Genomic DNA, 19958 nt, shown 5'->3' with positions numbered 1-19958 from the left:
GCCAGCTCACGTCGTTCGCGGCTCCGCGGGCTGACGCGGATTGTTCTTTTGCTCGATGCGACCCAATTCCCGCCGGCATAGTCGCAAACGCCAGGGTGCTCGGACGGTGTCAATGCCGTTGTGATTGCGGTTCAATCAGGTTCCTACTAAACAACCCACAAACGACTATGCCAGGAGCAGACCGTGATTGGACGCGGAGAACTGACAGCCGATCTGCGCAGGAAATTCGAAGCGTCCGAGGACGCCGGTTTTCTGCCGATCTGGGAGATGGCCAAGCCGCATACGATGACATCGTTTGAGCGCGGCCACGCCCTTTTCCGCGCCTGCCGCTATATTGTCGAGCGCCGGCTGCCTGGCGCGTTCGTCGAATGCGGCGTTTGGCAAGGCGGATCGGCGATGATCGCCATGGCGACCCTGGACCTCCTCGGTGCGGGAGATCGGGAGTTCTTCCTCTTCGATACGTTCGACGGAATGACGCCGCCGACACCGGAAGACATGGACTGGCAAGGCCACGATGCGGGGGCATTGATGGAAAAGGATGCCGGTAACCGGGAAGACTCGCTTGTCTGGGCGATGGCATCGATAGATGTCGTGCGCGAAAATGTGGCAAAGACCGGCTACAATCCCGATCTCGTGAAATTCATCAAGGGCGATGTGGGCGATACGCTTCCCGGAACGGAGACGGGTGAGATATCCCTTCTTCGCCTGGATACGGATTTTTATCGCAGCACCTTGACCGAACTGGAGATATTGTATCCGCGGCTGACCCGGCAAGGAGTGTTGATCGTCGACGACTATGGTCATTGGCAGGGGGCCCGCCGCGCCGTCGACGAATACTTTTCGCGAAGCGATGCGCAATTCCCCGATGCGCCGATCCCGCCGCTGTTCCATTGGATCGACTACACCGGTCGAATGGCGGTCCGCATCTAGATCGTCTCCGGTGATAGGTGCCTCACGCGGGATGCTCTAGACAAAACTTCTCAATCGTTGCGACCTCATGTCCACCACCTACGTTCATATCGGCGTCCCCAAGACCGGCTCGACGGCCATCCAGCATTTTGCGACCGAAAACCGTCAACGGCTGCGCGATCGGGGACTGCTTTATCCGGCTGCCGCGTTGCGCGGTTTCGGGCACCACGATTTCGCGTTCCTGCTGGACGGGGGCTATCCCGACTGGGCGAAGCCGCAGGATCAGCCGCTTGATGACCTCGCCGGCGCGCTGCGATCGGAATGCGAGGGGTTTGACGGCGATATCCTGCTTTCCAGCGAAGATTTCTATCTCTTTCCGCAGCCGGAGAAGTTGAGCGAATTCCTGACAGAGACCGGTCTTGCCACCGGTCGCGCGGTCAGGATCGTCGTTTACCTGCGTCGCCAGGACGATCTCATGGTGTCCTGGTACAACCAGATCGTGAAGGCGCAGGGGTTTTCCGGCACCTTCTCCGATGCGCTCGAGGCGCATCGGTGGCTCGGCGACTACCGGGGCCAGCTTGCGCGCTGGGCCAACGTCTTCGGCGCGGGGAACATGCTGGTCCGGCGCTATCCGAGCCCGGGCGGGGACGGCCATGGGCTGATGGCGGATTTCTGGGGCCTCACCTGTCCGGACATCGCTGCCGAGGCGGAGCGGGCGGCGGGGCAGCCGACGAATGTCAGCCTCAATCGCGATCTCCTGGAAATCCAGCGCATCATCAACCGCCTGCCGCTGGAAATCGTCGAAAAGCGCCGCTTTCACCATGAGCTGATGAAGCTGACGATGCAGATGGACGGGTTCTTCTGCGACGCGCCGGTGGCGAGTGGGAGCGACCTAGACCGCCTCCTAGCCGGCTTTGACGATGGTAATGATGAGGTTTCCCGAACCTATCTGGAGGGCGAACCGCTCTTTGCCAAGCCGCTCCGGTCGGCCGAGCCGGACGAGCATTATGAGGGCGTCGCGCTCGAAAAGGCCGTGGCGGCGCTCGCCTGGATGCTGCTCGGCAAGTAGCGTTACGTTCGATTGGACCGCCATGGCGGCGTCCTGACCGTCAGCACATGACCCTGGAGCGTGAGATGAATCAGTTGGGCCCGAACCGCTGGACCGTCGGTGACCTGGAGGGCCACATGTTCCCCATTCCACAAGTCGAGGCATTGGCCGGGCGCCACGACTTGGTGCCCAATGCGACCGAGATGCCACAGAACGATGCCGTCGTTTCGGTGGCGACCCGAACGGGCGCGGCAAACGGATGACGGCACCGGGCATGCAGTCGGGAGTGGTTGTCGACGGGGATTTCTATCGCCAGCACTACCAAGGCCTGTTGGGCGGGCAGGCGCCGGCTCTGCACTACGAGACGGAGGGGCGTGCCCGGGGGCTGATGCCGAACGCCTCCTTCGATCCGCTCGTTGCCGCGATACGGTTCCCGGGTGTCCCGGAGGCCGAAGCGGCTGCGTTGATCGAGGAGCAAGGCCTCGAGCCCCTGTTGAAAGCGCTTGCCAAAGAGGTTTTTGAGCGGGTCGATCACGCCGATGCCTTCGATTGGCGTTTCGCGGATACACAGGTCCACACGGATCATCCCGAGCGCCAGCAGGCGCTGCTCGCCCATTGGGAGGAAATCGACGCGGACGGGGCCGTGGAATTCGATGCCGGCGGAAAGCACTACTGCATCCGCAAGCGCTCGCCGGACTATTGGAAGGACCTGATCACCAGCGGCAAACCCTCGGTCAGGGCCCGCCTGCCGCACGGGCTGATGGACGCTCTCGGTCGTATCGCGATCGTGGAGCGCGTGGTGCAGGAGCTTTGGGGCGAGACCCTTGCGACGGCGGAGCGAATTGGTCGCCTTGCGACCCGCCTGGTCCGCGTCCTTTATGCCCAGAGCCCGGTCTTCACCGAGAATTTCATTGCCGAGGTGGCGGAGCTTTGTCGCACCGGCGATGATCCGGTTTCGCCGTGTCTGGCATTCAAGGCGCACCCCGACTATCCGGACCGCCTTTTCGGCTCGGCCGATCCCTCGCAGGTTCGCTGGGACGCGGCGACCGATTTCATCGCTCGGAATTTTGCCGACGGAACCGTCTTTGAAGATGGCATCGCCTGGAAACGCTTCGCCTCGACGGGCAGCATCGGGACCCTCATCGAGGCGATGCGGGAGAGGAAAGTCGTCCTCGTTTCAAACAAGGGATTCGCGGCGCTCGGCGAGCGATGGGAGCTCCCGGATTTCCACCATCTGGAAGTGCCGCCGGCGAACAGCCACCTGACGCGCTATGACATCCTCGATGGTATCGAAAGCGAACTGAATGAGGCGGGCGTCGGACAACGCGATCATCCGCCGGCCATTGTGCTTACGCAGGCGGGCGGGTCGTTCTCGTTCTGGCTGCTCTGCAACCTGTCGCGCCGGCTTCCCTATGCGGTCTATTTCGATCTCGGGCAGGCGATCAATCTGTGGTTCTTGGACGACGCTCCGACCGGCAAGCCGGAAATGCTATGGCTGCAGGACTTCTGGGAACGTATCCTCGATGCCAATGATCTCTTCGATTTTTACGACCGGCTTCTCGACGTTCCCGACAGCCGCTCCCACTTTCGCGAGGCCGTCTTCACCGGCGAAATCCTCGCCAAGATGCCGAAACACAGCGGCGACTTCAACTTTGCCTGGCGCATGGTGCATCTCGGCCTTAGCGAGCGCGCGCTGATGTTCGCCGAGCGGGCGCATGCCAAAACGCCGGACGCCGTGCCGCCGCTAGTGCTCCTGACGCGCCTTTATCGACATTTTCGCCGGACGGACGAGGCGCTCGAGGCCTGCCAAAAGGGACTTGCGATGGATCCCTCGCACGCCGTGCTCAAGCAGTTCCATGCCGAACTGACCGGCCACGATTGAGGCGCCGAGAGCAACGGGGACGGGAGTTCCAGGGCTCACACGGTGCGGTCCTGCTTTGCCTTTCGCTGATCGATGAACCGCAGCAGGGCCGGGTCATCGGGCGTTTGCGAGAGCGCACGTTCGACGAACAGATCGGCGACATCGTCCAGGCCGCGGGCGGCAGCGAGCTGCGCATATTGCAGGAACCGACTTGAGGGCGACCAGCGTTGCGCCGGTTTCGCCTCGCCGTGCCGCTCGATGTGGAATGCCGCAAAGTCGGCAATTCCGCATTTGGATCGATAGAACTCCGCCAAATTGTTGATTTCAATCTGTTTTCTGAAGTTGGGCGACCATGGCAGGCCGCCTTTTCGCACAAAGCCGTCGCGGTCGAGGAACCACAGGTCGGCGGATTGTCCCAAATCCACGAACGAGGTCTGGGGAAACTCCCGCGCCAGCCGATTGATCAGATGAAAGGCAAACGAGCCTCCGCAGCGGGTCAGAACGATCGGCGGTGCGTCTGGGGAAGCGGCGCTCACGATAGGGGAGAGTGCCTGCCGGCATCGCTCCCAGATATCGTCGCGGACAAGGTGCGCCTCGCGCGGCGGGACCTCCACGAAGACGAACGCCGGCAGGTCGAAGCGCTCGCCGAAATCGGACAGGAACTGGTTTGCCACCAGAACCACCGGCCGATGGCGAATGCGGTCCATGAAAGGCTGGAACATGCCCGACATGACGACGCGCTTCATCAGCATGGCATCGCCGAATTCGCGCTGTCCGGGCTTCAGCCACTCCACGGCCTTGAAGACGAAAGGCGCACGCGGCGGATGGACCTCGCTCCGTCCAAAAAGGCCGGTTCCGCCATCGGGAAAGGACTTGAAGGCGAGGGCCGGCGGTCGCTCGGGCGCGCTGCCGGCTGCCAGCGTTCTGACCTCATGAAGGAAGTTCTCGGTGAACAGGATCGATTGGGGGTCGTTCGGACGGAGATGCCGCGCCAGGCGGATGGCGAGACGCAACCGCGCCTCGTCCCCGAGCCCGCGTCCGGGAAACTGCTCGGCGAGGATGTGCTCGAGGATAAAGACGCGCGCGATTCCGTCCCAGAAGCCGTGCGGGAGTCTGGCCTGAACTACGGGGTCTTCGCCATTTTCAACCCGGTCGAGGAAGGCCTGGCACGAGGGTTGCCGGATGTCATGCCGGGCGCCGCCATAAAGATAACCCATCCGCCCTGCGGATTCCGGATCGCCGATCAGCGCTTGATCGAACTGTGCCTTGGCCCCGGGCTCGGGCGGCTTGTGGGTTTCGAGAAAGGTCCAGAAATAGCCGTCATAGGCGGGATTGGGAAAGTGACGGATCATCTCCCGGCAGAGCGCATTGTAGCGCTGCTGCAGGGGCCGGTCGGCGTTGCCGGCAACGTCCTTGAATTGCTCGAGCGTCGGATCGAGCTCTGCATTGGGAAGCAGTCCGTTTGCCAGTCCAATCGCTTGAAAATGATCGCCGGGCTGCCTGCCGGCCAGTTCGGCGGCGTAGGTCTTTGCGTAAAACGCATCGTCAACATGGGGGGACGTGAACGTGGCCATCTGCCGGTCTCCAGCTCCTTGAGCGTGCTCGCAAATCCCGATCTAGGGTGCCGCCATGGGCTCGCCCCCGCGGTCCAGGGACAATTCATCGAGATAGGCCAGAATCTCCGTGCCCGGTACCCACATCAGGCAGTCCACTATGGACAGGTGGGGGACGAATTCAAACTTGCCGCCGACGGGATAGCGGAAGTCCGGTAGCCGCGTGAACGCGATGTCGATGCCGGCGGCCTGCCATTCTTCTCTCCGGAAGATCGATTTGCCGCCGGACGGATTGACATAGCCGGTGGCGCCGAGCTGGCGGCAGATTTCCAGCGCCCATTGGCCGGCGTGCTGGACGCCGGCATAATCCAGGTCGAGCTCGGAGCAGATGCGGTAGTCGAACGCGATGCCGAGATGGGCGCAGACCCGGGCAAGGCCGGCGACATTGAGATCGCTGAGGCGGACCGGGTCGTCGCCGACGTCGTCAAAGGTCTCCTCGACGATGCCGCAGACCGCATCGAAATAGGGCGCGACGTTGCGGTAGACGGCGAGTTGCCGGAGGATCTTCTCGCGCGCCTGGGGCATATCCTTGACCGTGATGTCGCTCAGCATCCGGGAGGAGTGCTTGTCGACCGGCACCGTGATGTATTGCTCGCCCTTGTTCGGCTCCAGGATGCGATTGCGGTTCATCCAGTGCTTGGCCTGGTACTTCACCACATCGAAGACGATCCAGCGGTCGGTCTTCCGGATGACGTCGAAATAGCCGAGATAGGGGAAGAAGTAGGGCTGCATGATGCCAAGTCGCATTCGGCTCTGCTCCGCACTGGGGTGGCGATAATCGGGATAATGCGACGGCTTGGCCCTGACAATGGCTGGTTGCCGGTCTTGCGGACATTGGCCGTCAGCCATTCCGGCGGCACACGAACGACGTCACGCCGACGCCGCACCGTCCTTTGACGTTGCCAGGCGCTGCGAAAACGCGTCGGCATTGTCGAGAATGACCGAGACAAGATTGGCGATCAGCCGCGCGTCCTGCGGTGTCACGAACGCGCCGACGGGAAGCTGGAACAGGGTGTCGCAGAGCTGATCTGTGATCGGAAGGGGAGGACCGTTCCTTCCCTCTTCGAACGGATGAAGCTTGTGGACGCCGGGGGCGAAATAGCGGCGCGCGTGCACGCCTTCGCGGCGCAGCACCGCCAGCAGATCATCGCGCGAAATCCCGGCCTCGTCGCCGAGCTCGAAGACGGCGTACTGGTAGTTCTGGAGCTCCGAGGCATCGAACGCGATCATGCGGACATCGGAACGAGGCCCCAGTTGCTCCCGATAGACCTCATAGATGGCGCGGTTTCTGTCGACGTATTGCTCGAACTCGGAAAGGGCCATCAGCGCCATGGCCGCCTGCGCCTCGGTCATCTTGGCGTTGATCCTGACCTTGCAGTCGCGGTCGGCCGGAGACCGGTGGAAGTTCGCCACGGTGCGCAGACGTGCAGCCAACTCGTCGTCATTCGTGGTGATGCAGCCGCCTTCGGCGCCGTTGACGATCTTGGTGGCGTGGAACGAAAATACCTCGACGTCGCCGAAATTGCCGAGCATGCGTCCGTCATGGCTGCATCCGAAGCCGTGGCAGGCGTCGAACGCCAGACGGAGCGCGTTCTGGCGACAGAATGCCTTCAGGCCCGCGGGTTCGCAGGGCCGGCCCCAGACATGCACACCGAGGACGCAGGTCGTTTCCGGTGTCATGGCCGCGGCGACGGTTTCCGGCGTCAGGTTGTGTGTTACGGGATCGACGTCCGCAAAGACCGGACGGAGGCCCGCCCAGACGACCGCCTGAACCGTCGCCGGAAAGGTGAACGCCGGCACGATCACATCGCCGCTCAATTCAAGGGCCGTGAGGGCCACCATGAGGGCGACGGTTCCGTTCGTGACCGAGACGGCGTTGGCGACCTCGAGGCGATCGGCAATGACCGCGTCCAGCCGCGCCACGAGCGGGCCGTGGTTGGTGTAGAACGCGCGCTCGGAAATCGCCGAAAACCACGTGTCGAAGACCTCGCGGTCCGGCATATAGACTTGGCCGACCACGCGATCGACGTCGAATGTCGGCGATCCCCCAAACACCTGGAAATCTGAAATCGTTGCTTTCACGGCTAGGACTCCGTCCGCGCCTGAAGGCGCATCCGAATGTCTTGCGCGTTCTCACGGACAAACCGGAAAAAATCCGCAAGACCCTCAATGTCGGTCGTGGCCACGTGACCACCCACCGGCATCTGGATGATACGTCGCGCGAGCTTGTCGGTAACCGGCATGAACGGCATGACGACATTGCGCGGCACATTCGGCGCCGAGCAGCTCCCGACTTCGGGATAGTCGTCATATCGGTAGAGCGGCTCGTTGTAATAGGCGCGCGCCAGGGCGTTCTCCGCGCGCAGAAGGCTCACGATCGTATCGCGCTCCAACGGCCAGTTCTCGTCGATTTCCAGCAGCGCGAATTCGTAATTCTTGGCCTTGTAGCTGTCTTCGTAGGGGACGAAGGAAAGTCCTTCGATATCGTGAAATGCATTACGGTATTTCAGGAAACGCTCTTCGTTTTCCGCGATCACCGTGTCGACCTGTTCCAGGGACGCAAGGGCCATGGCGGCGTGGACTTCGTTCAGCTTGCCGTTCAGGCCTATCGCATCCGTGGATATCTCGGTCGTGTAGCCGAAATTCCGCAGGCTCTTCAGCGTGTGCGCAAGGTCCGGGTTGTTCGTCGTGATGTAACCGCCTTCGAAGCCGTTCAGGATCTTCGTCGCGTGCAGGCTGAACACTTCGGCTTCGCCGAGCCCGCCGATCGGCGTTCCATCGGGCAGGCTGCAGCCGAGCGCGTGAACGGAATCGTACACCACGGGAACGCCCGTTCTCGACGAGAAGTCCGCAAACCATTCGTGATCGCACGGCGCGTTCACCTGATGGACGGCGAGAATCGCAGCCGTCTCCTCCGTCACGGCCGCTTCGACTGCGGATGGCGACAAGGACTGGGTCCGCTCGTCGATATCGCAAAACCGTGGTTGGTAGCCGGACCATACGATGATGTGCGGCAGGCCCACATAGGTGAATGCCGGCAAGATGATTTCGCGTGCGGTCGGCAGCGCCACGGACTTCAGCAGCGCGACGATCGCGAGCGAGGCATTGGCGAAGGTCACGCAGTGCTCAACGCCGTGGTACTCGGCGAGGCGATGCTCCAGGGTTCGCACCAGGGCACCGTTGTTGGACCAGCGGCGTTCTTCGTAGATCGTGTCCACGTAGCGGGAGAAGGCCGTGGAAGACGGCTTTGCGAGCTGTCCGATCGGGCGCGGCTGCGTCCGGTCGAACAGCGGGGGACCGCCGAAGGCGGCAAGATCGTCGAGTTTCGCCTTTGTCGGCCCGAGGCGCAGGGGTCCTTTGGGTCCTCGCCAGCCCGCTCCGACGGCCAGGGTCCGGGCGTCGCAAAAACGCGCGAGCGGGGTGCCGACGAGCTCCCGGCCGATCGTGTAGCGGATCTCCGGATCGATCTCCCCGGTCCAACGCTCCGAGACGTTGGGATCCTTGAACACCGCCCGCTTGTGGCTCTTGTTGGACGATTGGGACGCCGTCAGGAATGCGCTTGTCTGGGGATGCAAATCGAGGCCGAGACGATCGAACAGGCGCGCGGTCTCACCGCCGGCATCGCGCACCAGGTCTTCGTAGACCACCACCGTGACCCTGTCCGGCCGGGCACGGGCAAGGGCCAGTTGCTGCCGTGTGACGGCCTTCCAGTCGTCGAACCCCCAGAACTCTCCGGTGCCGGTCTTGCGGCAGGCGCCTGAACGCCATTCCGTCGCCGGATCGGCGCCGTCCGGAAACTCATGCGGGTTGGTCAGCCAGGAATGGATGGACGCTGCGGGATTGCGGACCAGGACGACAAGGTGAAGCTCGGGAACGAGGTCGAGGAGGTTCGGCAGCAGATGGTGGTACCGGGTCGACTTGATGCACAGGACGCTTGGAGCGTCCGACTTTTCCTCGAACGTCGGCAGAAGACCGTCCTTGCGAAGGTACTCCTGGTCGAGATACGCGTCGCTCGTGGTGTAGACGGCTTCAAACAGCTTGTTCCAGTCGTCCGCCGTGCTGTTTTCGTCGCAGGCATTCTTGAAGGGATAGGAAAACAGCGGGCAGAACTTGAGCCTCACGTCGGGGTGGGACGCGAAGATCTGGGAGGCCCAGTTCGTCCCCGAGCGGGGCATGCCGGCAAGCCAGACGACTTTCTTGAACATTCCTGACATCAAACCTGTGCCGGCCGCAAAACCGCATCGAAACGATAATGACTGGCGTAAAACGTGTCTGGCATGCGCCTGATCTCGGCGGACCAGCCCGTATCGCGGGCCATCTCTTCGAACGCCTGGCGCGACCACCAGACACCTATCGCCGAATCCGCCCTGTCTTCAATGCCGTCTTCGTACTGGTCTGCGAAAAATGCATGAATCTGGGCAAGATCCGCGACATTGCCGACGACGAAACGCGATACTCCCGTGAACCGTTCGCGCAGGACGCGGAGCATGCTGCGCGCGGCTTCGCGCGGGAAATAGCTGATCGAGCCGTAGATGACCGCCTTGGTGAAGCGCTCCGGGTCGGCTGCATTCTCCAGAAAATCGAGCGCCTCGCCGACGTCGTACGCGACGCCCGGCCCGCCGGAGAAATACTTTCGTGCGACACCGATCAGCGTCTGCGAATAGTCGATGCCGAGGCCGCCGGCGCAGTCCTCGAAAAACCGGGCGCTCAGCGCTCCGTTGCCGCAGCAGATGTCGAGCAGGATGTCGTCGGCCTGCAGGTCGAGGGCGTCTTTCATCTGGTCGATGATCAGGGCGATCTGCTCTTCGGGAACCGGCTTGCCGTTCACCGTGCGGCGGACCTGGCCCCAGAAGTCGGTCTCATCGCAGTTCTTCGCGATGTTCTCGTACATCGCTGCGAGGTCTGCCGGGATGATGTCCTTGTCGGCGGTCACGGGGGATGCACCTGTCGTCAGATGTGGCGGGGCCGGGTGGAGCGCAACTTGCCCGCAAGGCGCGGCGGCAGGGGCAGGCAACCCATGTTTCCAGTCGCCGCCAACTTATGAAGATCGGCACGGAATAGCAACATCCCGGCGGGCCGGACCGGCCAGGTCTCGGGCTGAAACCGTGGCCGGAACGGCCGCTCGGCAAGGGCGCCGGGAGTGACAAGGTGCGCAGCAGCATCGCCGCCGTGACAGGCGGCGCCGAGGCTTGGGGCTGGTGGCGGTATCGGGAGCTTCGCCGGCGAGGCCCGTCCTTCGGAACGGAAGTGGTCGTGGGGCCTGCCGGGCGCGTCAAAACGCTTCGAAGTGGCTGCGAAGCGCCTTGATCAGATCGGCCCAGCCTTCGCGGTCGTAGCAATCGGCCTGCGCATAGGTCGCCAGCTCCCTGACATAGCCGATGAGGACGCCGTCGTCGCGGGTCTCGAACGTGCCCGGCCGGTCCGGATCGGCCGTCAGCACCATCAGACGGTTCCCCGGATTGAATTCCCGCAGCAGCGCGTCCAACCGGCTGATCTCCGCTTCCGTCAGTTTCCTGGTGCGGCGGATGACGTGAAGGCGCGCCTCGTCCCGCAAGGTGCTCTGGAACTTCTGCAGGAGGTAGGAAAACTTGCTTTCCTCGTTGCCGTGTATCTCGCGGCGGGGCTCTTCGGGCAGGTCGAAGACGAAAACGCCGGTCTCGGGATCCTTGGACGAGCGCATCTGGGAATGGAACAGCAGCCCGGTGACGGGCTCGCGAACCATGCCGGCATTGTGCGGTCGAATCTCCGGAAAGTCATAGAAGCCTTCGAAGGAATCGCCGGCGGAGATCCTTTCAAGAAGGGAGATGACGTTTTCCGGCCAAGCGATGGCCCAGCGGAGCAGACCCGACGGCTCAAGCCCGAGATGCCGCTGCACGAAGCCGAATTCGCAATTGTCGCCGAGGGAAACAATTCGACCGGCCAGTTCCAGATCGTCTTCCGTCATGTCCTGGCACCTCTGCCAAATCTCAGCGGCGGCATGTGTCGGCTGTCGCGCGATGCGCGCTCGTGAGAAAAATCAATCGCGGTGATAGCCACTCGACCAGTCTTTCGCAAGCCTGCCTGGAATGGCTTCCGGCCCGTCCTCCAGTCGGGTCGCGACGGGAGCCGTGTGATGTCAAAGCGCCGCCCGCCGTGGCCCTTTACCCCTCGTTGCCGCGGGGCGTCACGTCTTTCAGACGCGTGAGGTCCCCGGCAGCGAGAATGCGGGCGTCCGTTCGTCCGGGATATGCTCGAACGGCTCGAAATCGCCGCGCCAGGCGACGCCCATCACCTGCATCGTGTTGTAGATGCGCGTGTTCCAGCCCATCTCGCCCGCTGCCCGGAAGCCGCCCGCAACGGCCGGCGAGACCAGATCGTGAAACACCAGGCACGCCGTTTCCGCGCAAAGGGGCGCAACCGTCTCGACGTCGAGCCGGGGCGCCTCGCCGTCGTGGTTTCCGTCGATGAACGCGAACGAAAACGGCCGGTCGTCGGCGGCCGCGACGGCCGGCACGACGGAGGGCGAAAATCCGGCCCACAGGCGCACGGTTGCATCGGGATTGCTGCGCCGGATCGAGTCCGCCACCGCGTCGTGGTGCTCGCCCTTGATCAATCGGGGATCGATGACGTCGAGGTCGATGCCGCCGGCAAGGATATGGGCCGTCGACCAGCCGAGATGACAGCCGATCTCAAGGCCGCGCTTGCCGGCAAAGGCCCGCGCCAGGTTGTAGAGGATGTGGGCCTCTTCCATGGAGAGGACGCCGATATTGGGCACGACCGACCTGAGGTCGGTGCGGAAGATATGCGGCACTTCCTTGCGCAGGTAACGCCAGCCGATCGTCCTCGTGTCCGTCTCCGCAAGCGAGGGGAAATGCGGCAGAAGATCGATCTTCTCAAGGTTCGGCGGAACGTAGTCATAGCGCCAGGCCTGGAGCCGCGGCGTCGGCGCGGAGCGGATCGCGACGCACCTCGTGAAGTCGATCCACTGGAACAGCGGCTTCCTGATCTGGTAGCCGTTGTCGGCGGCATCGCGCGAGAAATACGCCTCGAGCGCCTTGCGCATCCCCTGCCAATGGTCGCCGCCGTCGACGGCGATCACGCCGTGCTGGGTAAGGCGCTGATAAAGCCCGTCGATCTCCACGAGGGTCACCTCATAGGATGCGGCATCGAGCTTGACCAGCGCCGCCGCGCCGGTGCGCGTTTTCGCAAGGGTCTCGGTCACGTCGCCGTCGACGAAGACCACGCGCTCCATGTCGTATCCGGTGCCGGCAAGGGTCTCGCGGAGCGCATCGACCGAGCCGGGCGCCTTCACCTCGCCGTCCGTCGCCGCCTCGAAGCTGCCCAGCACGAAGAACGGCCGGTCCGCGGACCCGAACGCCTTCAGGGTTGCCATGATCACCATCGCCGACCCGACATCCTCGATACCGCATTGGACGATCGAGCCCGGCACCGGGCGCTCCGCCAGATAGCGGCAGGCCCGGAACAGCGCCAGCCCGTATTCGGCCGAGATCGCCGTATGGGCCCGCACGGCATCCCAGATGTCCAGGAACGCCGCCTCGCCCGACATCTCCAGTTTGCCGCGCGCGTCGTCGCTCAGTTCGCCGCTTCCAATCACTTCCAGTTCTCCAGACCAAGACCGATCGGCCGTACGTACAGAATTTCGAATGCATGCGAAAGCCGGCCGCGGCCGCGCGGCAGCTTTTCACATGGCGGCGCCGTTTTCCCCGGGCGCCGGCGGGGGAATACGCTCTAGTCCTGCTTCGCCGGATCGTGCCAGCTGTAGCGCTGAAAGGGATGGAACGGCGGCAGGGCCCGCCGTGCCTTGGCTTCCACGCTCTGCGAGCGGATGCGGCGGCGTTTGAAATGGACCGTATCGGGGGCAACCACGTGTTCGACGCCGGCGCAATAGGTCTCCCAGCCCCAATGCCAGTCCTCCAGCGCAAATCCGTTCGCGATATCGCGGCGCTCATAGGGATGGTCGAGGAAGATCGAGCGGTCGGCAAAGCACAGCGCATCCCAGTAGTTGAAGGCGCGGAACGCGTCGTCGTCGAACAGCTCGGAGTCCGAGGGGATGTTGACGAAGGTGCCGTGGTAATTCTCGAAAAAGATGTTGAATTCGGGGTGCACGATCACCGGCGCCGGCGCCGCCTGGCAGAGCTTGTGGGCCTCGGAAAGCCAGTTGAAACTCCACAGGTCGTCCCCGTCGAGCATCGCCACGTACCGGCCGCGGGCCTTCGACGCACCGTGGTTCCGGGTCAGGCCCTGGTCGCCGAAATCGACCTCTTCGACCTGGAAGGCGCCGTCCATCGGGGCGCCGGGGCCGAACATGGCGCGGGTGCCGTCGCTCGCCCGGTCGAGGACGGCGATGCATTCGACGGAAAGCCCCTGGCCGCGCGCGACGTCCGCCGCCTCGCACAGACTTGCCAGCGTCGGACCGAGGAGCACGCCCTCGCCATGACCCGTGACGACGGCTGTGATGTCGATGTCTCCGCTCATGACCCCTCTCCCAGCATCTGCTTCAGATCGTCCGCATAGCGGTCCTGCGCGTGGCGCGTGATGGCCAGCTCATGCAGCCGGCGGGTCTTTTCCACGGCGACCTCCGGGGCCTGCTGAATGGCCCTGATCTGCTCGATATAGGCGCGCGGGTCATCGAAGGCATCGACCGGATAGCCGGTCTCCTCCGACACGAGTTCGCCGACGCCGCCCACCCGGGAGGCAACGATCGGCAGGCCGGCGAGCCCGACCTCGATCAGCACCGTGGGCAGGCCGTCCCACTGGGACGTGTAGAGCCAGAGGTCGCATTCGTCGATCGGCAGCGTTTCGAACGACTCGTAGGGGTCGTTGAGCGTGAGATTGTCCGGGAACGTGCTCGGGTCGTAGGGGTTTTCGTCCAGCACCGCCGCGCCCCAGCAGACGAAATCGATATCGGGCATGGCCCGGGCGATCTCGATCACCACGTCGAAGCGTTTCTGGCGGTCGAGGCGCCCGCCCCAGAACACCCGCCAGCGGCCGTCCGGCCGGTCGCGCGCGGCAAGCGTGTTCACGAGCGGCTCGTCCCGAGGCGGCATCGGCACATAGGAGTAGATGGGCCAGAGCTTGTCCTGGATCGCCTTCGGCAGCTTGAAGATGTCGGTAAGCTGGTTCTTCAGGTACTGCGTATCGAGCATCACGCCGCTCAGATTATCGATCGTGGTGTCGAAGAAGCGCGCCGGATAGCCGGTCAGGACGTCCTGCTTGTTGTGGTCGAAGCAGAACATATAGGCGTAGAGGTCCGCGAAAAGCTTCAAGCGGTCGCCGAACTCCAGGAACGTGTTCCACGCCAGATAGCTGTTGACGTTGACGATCATCGACGGTGCGACGCCGATCAGGAGATCCATCAGCAGCCGGTCGCGATCGTGGGGCGGGATGCTCCTGGCGAAAGAGCTGATGTCAACGTTGCCGATCTCTTCGGGAAACCATTCCGGCCGCTGGAAATAAGGCCCGTCGGTGCGCACCAGCAGCATGGAGCGTTCCGGATAGGCCTTGCGCATCGCCTTGCAGAACGCACCGGCGACGAGGGCGGCCCCGGACATGCGGCAGTGCGGCACGCAGACCACGGTGTCGTATTGCGATCGTTCCAGCATGCGGCGCATCGGCTCGACGACATTTGCAAGGGCCGACTGGAATGGCGGTATCGCCAGGCGAAATGTGTGATCGGAGTGACCGACGCGCGGCTCCAGCTCCGTCGCCCGGCGCCAGATCTCCGAGATCACCGGCCCTTTCAGGCGCGCGCGGATTTTGTCCGGCCGGGCGTTCTTGAGGTATGTCTCAAGCCGGCTGAGCGCGAACGACACGCCGTTGGGATAGGTGCGCGTCCCGACCGCTGCGACTGACGGACCGGCATCGAAATACTCCTCCTCGTTCTCGGCGAAGAGCAGGTAGCGATAGATGCCGGGGATTTCGCCGGCGCTGATGCGCATCGCCTTGTCGAGAAGGGCCCGCGTCACATCGGGTGCCGGGGACAGGCGGTTTGCGACCCCTTCGGTCAGGTAATGGACCAGCGGATCGGCGGCCGCCGCCGCCGCGTCCGCCCTCTCCACCTGGTCGAGGTAGTAGTCGCGATCCATCAGGAGCGTCGGGACGATGCCGTGGTCCTTGCGGTGTTCCAGCCAATGGCGAAACGCCTGCTCCGGCTCGGGCAGCGCGTGGCCGGCCTCTGCGAGCCGTTCGACATAGATGTCGGGGTCGAAGAAGGGCGTCGGCGGCAGGCCCCGGTCGAGGCCGGTCCTCAGGAAATCGAAAAAGGCGTCCACATGGGGCGTCATCGGGTCGAGCTCGGCAACCCGGACGTAGAATTCCCGCTGGAAGATCGTCACCAGCATGGAGACATGCCGGAAGTGCCGCCGCACGTCGTCGCCCTCCCATCCCCGGCAAAGGGAATCCAGAAGGCGTCTCGGCGGCATCCCGCCCACCGGCTCGATCGGCGGCGAGCCTTCCGGCAACCAGGCCGGGCCGTAGGGGCGGCCCCAGGTCCGCAGGTACGGATTGAAGGGCCGGCTCAGCTTGTTGCCGGTGTGCAGGCAGGCCTCGTAGACGCGGTCGGGCGGGAACGGGGTGCTGCCCGGCGCGAGAAGCTGCTCGGGCGAAAACCACGGATTGGGACGAAACCGGAGCGGCTCGAGACGCCCGCGCGTCAGGTAGTGCTCGAACCCCCACTGGCCGTCGGCCAGGTCGTCGGCGTACTGGTCCTCGTACCATTCATTGTCGAAATGGATGGTCGGCACGATCCGCCTGGCGACGCCATTCTTGACCCAGTCGAAGAACACACCCTTGGCAAGTTCCGGTCCGGCGCCTTCGTCCGCGCTTCGAACGCGGCGGTAATACTGGATGGAAAAGAGCGGACTGGGGGAAATATTTCGCTCGGCTCCGAAGGTGACGAAATTCTCCACCGTCGAATCGTTGTCGCGGAATTTCTTGTCGATCTTCTTTTCGGAGTAGAACGGCTCGTAAAAAAGCGCTTCCGCCCAATGGAATACGCTGTCATCGTGCAAAACTTTCGTATCGTCTGCAGACGTCATGTGTTCACCTTGTGCTATCGCTTGAGGGCAACAGGGCGGCGCCTGCCTTGTGGCAAGCCTTTCTTATGTCGTCGGACCGGACCGGCTCCAGGTCGAAGGCTTCCCGGCTCTTCGACATGTCGAGCCAGAAGTTGTCGAAATCGCGAAGGTCGGTGACCAGCAGCTCGCCGCCACCGAAGCCTTCCGAAAGCCATTGCGCGATCCGGCCGACCGGCGTTCCGAAACCGGAGCCGAGATTGAAAATCCCGGGCTTGGGCGCATTCGCGATGCGCACGATGTCCTCCGCGCACTTCTCGACCGGGAGGAAGTCGCGCTCCACGCAGGGGCTCATGTCGAAGACCATGCGGTTGTCGGCCTTCAGGGCACCCTGCGCCAGGGACAGGAAGCTGCGCCGTCCGTCTTCAAGCTCGTTGCCGAAAATATTGGACAGCCTGAGGACGGTCAGGCGATCCCCGAGGACCGCCCGGGCCGCTTCCTCGGCCTTCAGCTTGGCGATGCCGTAGGGCGCGACCGGCGCGCAGGGATCGTCTTCGCAAAGGGGGCGTCCGGGCCGTGCCGGTCCATAGGCGGCGCGCGAGCTCAGCATCACCATGCGAGCGTCCGGCCGCTCCGCCAGTCGCCGCGCCACCGTCAGATCGAAGTCCCGGTCCTCGTGGTAGCCGTCGTGCACCAGACCCTTGTTGTAGGCGGCATTGACGACGACCGAGGCGCCATCCAGGCAGGCCGGGTCGGCGAGCACATCACGGTGGGAAACGGCCTGCCATTGCGGGGCTATCGTCGATATGGCCCGACCAATGAAGGAATGCGCACCCACCAGGAGGATCATGCTTGTCCAGCTCTTTGATCGCCGGCATTTCCGGTGATTGCTGAACCACGCGAAATGCACCGGCCGTGTGTCTTGGCGCGTATCCCTGTCCGAAGGCCGGGTCCCGCCTTTGGCTGGCGCGGAGCGTCGGGCCGGGAATACGCTCTAGAAATCGCCGATCGTCCCGAACAGCGGTTCGTATCGAAAGAAGTTCTCTTTGTACCAGGCGACGACGTCGGGCAGGTTGTCGGCCAGCCGGCGCCGCGGCGACCACCCCAGACCTTCCAGCTTGGAGAAATCGACCGAATAGCGGGCGTCGTTGAACGGGCGATCCGGCACGTATTCGACAACCGATGCCAGGTCCTTCTGGAAAAACCCGGCGATGGTCTCGGCGATATGGATGTTCCGGTACTCTTCGTCGGTGCCGATATTGTAGGTCTCGCCGACGGTGCCGTGCTCGGCCACGTGAAGGACCGCCTCGGCAAAGTCCTCCACCGCCAGGTAGTGGCGCCGGTTCGAGCCGTCGCCATGCAGCGTCAGCGGCCGGCCCAGCATCATGTGGCAGATGAAGCGGGGAATGATCTTTTCCGGGTATTGGCGCGGGCCGTAGAGGTTGTTCGCCCGGATGATCTTGACCGGCAGCTTGAAGCTCTGCGCGTAGCCGCGCACGATCATCTCGGCCGCCGCCTTGGAGGCCGAATAGGGATTGGTCGGCAGCAGCGGCGCATCCTCCGGCGCCGATCCGTCGATGACCTCGCCGTAGACCTCGTCCGTCGAAATATGGACGAATGCGGGCACCTCCAGATCGCGGCAGGCTTCCACCATCGCGTGGGTGCCGAGGGCGTTCGACTTGGTGAAATTCAGCGAGCTGTGAAACGAGTTGTCCACATGGCTTTCGGCGGCCGCATGGATGACGAGATCCGCCCCCTTGACGGCCCGATGGCAAAAATCGATGTCGCTCACATCGCCAACCATGAGGTTGACCCGGTTCGACGATATCAGGGGGAGAATATTGCGGATGTCCCCGGCATAGGTCATCTTGTCGGCAACGGTGACTTCCGCATCGGGAAATCTTTGACACACTAAATCAACGATATGTGAGCCAGCGAAACCGGCGCCGCCGGTTATGACTACATTTTTACAATCTAGCGACAACAGATTTTCCTTTGCAAGGAGCCTTCAGGCTACCTGTTCACACAAGCAAATACTGAATGCGTGAGGTTTTGTACTTGCTGCATACTTACAGATCGGCAACATCAGCGATTTGTCGAGCAGTGATAAGCGGAGACCGTAAGGTAGTCAACCGCTTCGCGGGCGCGGTGTCCCGGCCTGTCGGAGCGCCGGATTCGAAATGTTCAGAGGGGGACGCGACCGGTTGCAGGACGGGACAAAACGGCCGGAATGCCGGCGATGTCGGCCGGGTCGATCGCGCATTCGCCTGGCCGGCGCCGGATGGCCGGGCCGTCAGCCGCCGAGCAGCAGGGACAGGCGCCTTTCGCGCAGGGCGCCGGCGATCGGCGTCACGCCGCCGACGGGGCGCACCGTCACGGTCTGCAGCCGCTCGGCCTCCGGCAGCGCCCCCAGTGCGGCTTTCAGGTCGAAGGTAAAGGTGCCGATGCCGTTGCGGCTGAGCTGGCGGGTCAGCAGCCATTTGCTGAAGCCGTCGGCGCGGACACGGCCGATGATCGCCTCGCCAGAACGCACCTCCAGCTCGACGGCGCGCTCGCTCACCCCGTCGACCGCCCAGCCGGTCAACGTGCCCTCAAGCGTCGCCCGCATCCGCCCGGCAACGCCGATGCCGGCAAGCGCCGGCGGCAGGGGGTCGGCCACCGCTTCCCCGGGCGCGCGATCGAGGAAGAACTCGTAGAGCGCCTGGTCCTCGGCGTTGAGCTCGCGGATCCGGTGCCGCAGCGCCGCGTCCTTCATGTGCCCGGCGACGGTCTCGTCATGGACGCCGATATTGGTCCGCGGCACCTTCAGCCTGACGCCGAGGACATCGGAGAGGCGGGGAATATCCCGCTCCAGGCGTTCCGATATGCCGATGAAGCCGAAGCGGCGCGGGTCGGTGCCGCGCAGGTAGCGCGCCATGACGTTGCGCAGCCGCGGCCGCTCGATGAAGACCTCGATGGGATCCTCGTAGCCGTAGCGTCCGCGATGGTGGGAGAACTCCGACAGCACCCGCTCGACGGGATCGCGCAGGACGGCGATGAAGCTCTCCGGGGCAAAGAGGTTCCAGTATTTGAAGGCCTCGAAGTGCCCGGCAAGGAGCACCCGCCCACGTTCCGCGATCGCCTGGCGGAAGCCGGCGAGCGCCATCGGGTTGTCGGCAACGGCGAGCGCCTCGCGCCAGGCCTCGGACGTCGCGGACGACTTCGGCCCGTAGTCGAAGACGGCCTCGTAATCCGGCAGCGCCTTGACGAGCGCACCGCGCACCGCCGTGCCGGCGGTCTTGGGGATGTGGACGAAGACGATTTCGCGGGGAGCGCTCGATCCGGACATGGGATCCCGTGACAACGCGGAGTGAACGGGCCCGCCGGAATACGGCTCGTGCCCGCGGGGCGCGAGAGATGTACTCCGCACGCCCGGCGCTGTCGAGAGGAAGGGGCCGCCCCGCGATTGCGCTTGGCCGCGAAAGCGGGCTACATCCGGCGGGCGGCACGCCGCCGCAGGAAGGACGCCACCCATC

16 protein-coding genes are annotated in these 19958 nt (G+C 63.8%); 4 read left to right on the top strand and 12 right to left on the bottom strand.

Features of this window, described 5'->3' with window-relative positions:
* Positions 1–183: 183 nt before the first annotated feature.
* From M2319_RS14875 to M2319_RS14860, 4 genes are all read left to right on the top strand, one after another.
* On the top strand, positions 184–930 hold the full coding sequence (locus tag M2319_RS14875; protein ID WP_264602253.1) for a TylF/MycF family methyltransferase: 747 nt from the start codon (positions 184–186) through the stop codon (positions 928–930).
* A gap of 67 nt (positions 931–997) precedes the next feature.
* The gene (locus tag M2319_RS14870) at positions 998–1978 is read left to right on the top strand and encodes a hypothetical protein (protein ID WP_264602252.1); all 981 of its coding nucleotides are present in this window, start codon (positions 998–1000) and stop codon (positions 1976–1978) included.
* A 47-nt stretch (positions 1979–2025) separates the two neighbouring features.
* A complete protein-coding gene (locus M2319_RS14865) occupies positions 2026–2220 on the top strand; it encodes a hypothetical protein (RefSeq protein WP_264602251.1) in 195 nt (64 codons plus the stop codon).
* Entirely contained in the window at positions 2217–3839 is a 1623-nt protein-coding gene (locus tag M2319_RS14860; RefSeq protein WP_264602250.1) for a hypothetical protein, read from the top strand. Before M2319_RS14865 ends, M2319_RS14860 begins: the two co-directional genes overlap by 4 nt.
* A gap of 35 nt (positions 3840–3874) precedes the next feature.
* Here M2319_RS14860 and M2319_RS14855 read toward each other — a convergent pair whose 3' ends face one another.
* The 12 genes from M2319_RS14855 to M2319_RS14800 form a co-directional block, all read right to left on the bottom strand.
* Complete coding sequence (locus M2319_RS14855) at positions 3875–5392, bottom strand: hypothetical protein (protein WP_264602249.1); 1518 nt, start codon at positions 5390–5392, stop codon at positions 3875–3877.
* A gap of 42 nt (positions 5393–5434) precedes the next feature.
* A complete protein-coding gene (locus tag M2319_RS14850; protein WP_264602248.1) occupies positions 5435–6178 on the bottom strand; it encodes a WbqC family protein in 744 nt (247 codons plus the stop codon).
* 123 nt (positions 6179–6301) lie between these two features.
* On the bottom strand, positions 6302–7513 hold the full coding sequence (locus M2319_RS14845) for a DegT/DnrJ/EryC1/StrS family aminotransferase (protein WP_264602247.1): 1212 nt from the start codon (positions 7511–7513) through the stop codon (positions 6302–6304).
* Positions 7514–7515: 2 nt separating this feature from the next.
* On the bottom strand, positions 7516–9636 hold the full coding sequence (locus M2319_RS14840) for an aminotransferase class I/II-fold pyridoxal phosphate-dependent enzyme (protein WP_264602246.1): 2121 nt from the start codon (positions 9634–9636) through the stop codon (positions 7516–7518).
* Positions 9637–9644: 8 nt separating this feature from the next.
* A complete protein-coding gene (locus M2319_RS14835) occupies positions 9645–10364 on the bottom strand; it encodes a class I SAM-dependent methyltransferase (RefSeq protein ID WP_264602245.1) in 720 nt (239 codons plus the stop codon).
* 339 nt (positions 10365–10703) lie between these two features.
* A complete protein-coding gene (locus M2319_RS14830; protein WP_264602244.1) occupies positions 10704–11375 on the bottom strand; it encodes a hypothetical protein in 672 nt (223 codons plus the stop codon).
* 228 nt (positions 11376–11603) lie between these two features.
* The gene (locus tag M2319_RS14825) at positions 11604–13025 is read right to left on the bottom strand and encodes a class I SAM-dependent methyltransferase (RefSeq protein WP_264602243.1); all 1422 of its coding nucleotides are present in this window, start codon (positions 13023–13025) and stop codon (positions 11604–11606) included.
* 134 nt (positions 13026–13159) lie between these two features.
* Positions 13160–13906, bottom strand: a complete 747-nt coding sequence (locus tag M2319_RS14820) for a glycosyltransferase family A protein (RefSeq protein WP_264602242.1) — start codon at positions 13904–13906, stop codon at positions 13160–13162.
* On the bottom strand, positions 13903–16467 hold the full coding sequence (locus M2319_RS14815; RefSeq protein WP_264602241.1) for a glycosyltransferase family 4 protein: 2565 nt from the start codon (positions 16465–16467) through the stop codon (positions 13903–13905). The genes M2319_RS14820 and M2319_RS14815 overlap by 4 nt, the downstream gene beginning before the upstream one ends.
* A gap of 4 nt (positions 16468–16471) precedes the next feature.
* Complete coding sequence (locus M2319_RS14810; protein WP_264602240.1) at positions 16472–17293, bottom strand: NAD-dependent epimerase/dehydratase family protein; 822 nt, start codon at positions 17291–17293, stop codon at positions 16472–16474.
* 144 nt (positions 17294–17437) lie between these two features.
* The gene (locus M2319_RS14805) at positions 17438–18427 is read right to left on the bottom strand and encodes a GDP-mannose 4,6-dehydratase (RefSeq protein WP_264602239.1); all 990 of its coding nucleotides are present in this window, start codon (positions 18425–18427) and stop codon (positions 17438–17440) included.
* 309 nt (positions 18428–18736) lie between these two features.
* On the bottom strand, positions 18737–19771 hold the full coding sequence (locus M2319_RS14800) for a sulfotransferase family protein (RefSeq protein WP_264602238.1): 1035 nt from the start codon (positions 19769–19771) through the stop codon (positions 18737–18739).
* Between the last annotated feature and the right edge of the window lie 187 nt (positions 19772–19958).

It is taken from the genome of Rhodobium gokarnense (assembly GCF_025961475.1).
Lineage (GTDB): Bacteria > Pseudomonadota > Alphaproteobacteria > Rhizobiales > Rhodobiaceae > Rhodobium > Rhodobium gokarnense.
This window is presented reverse-complemented; position numbering and strand designations above follow the sequence as displayed.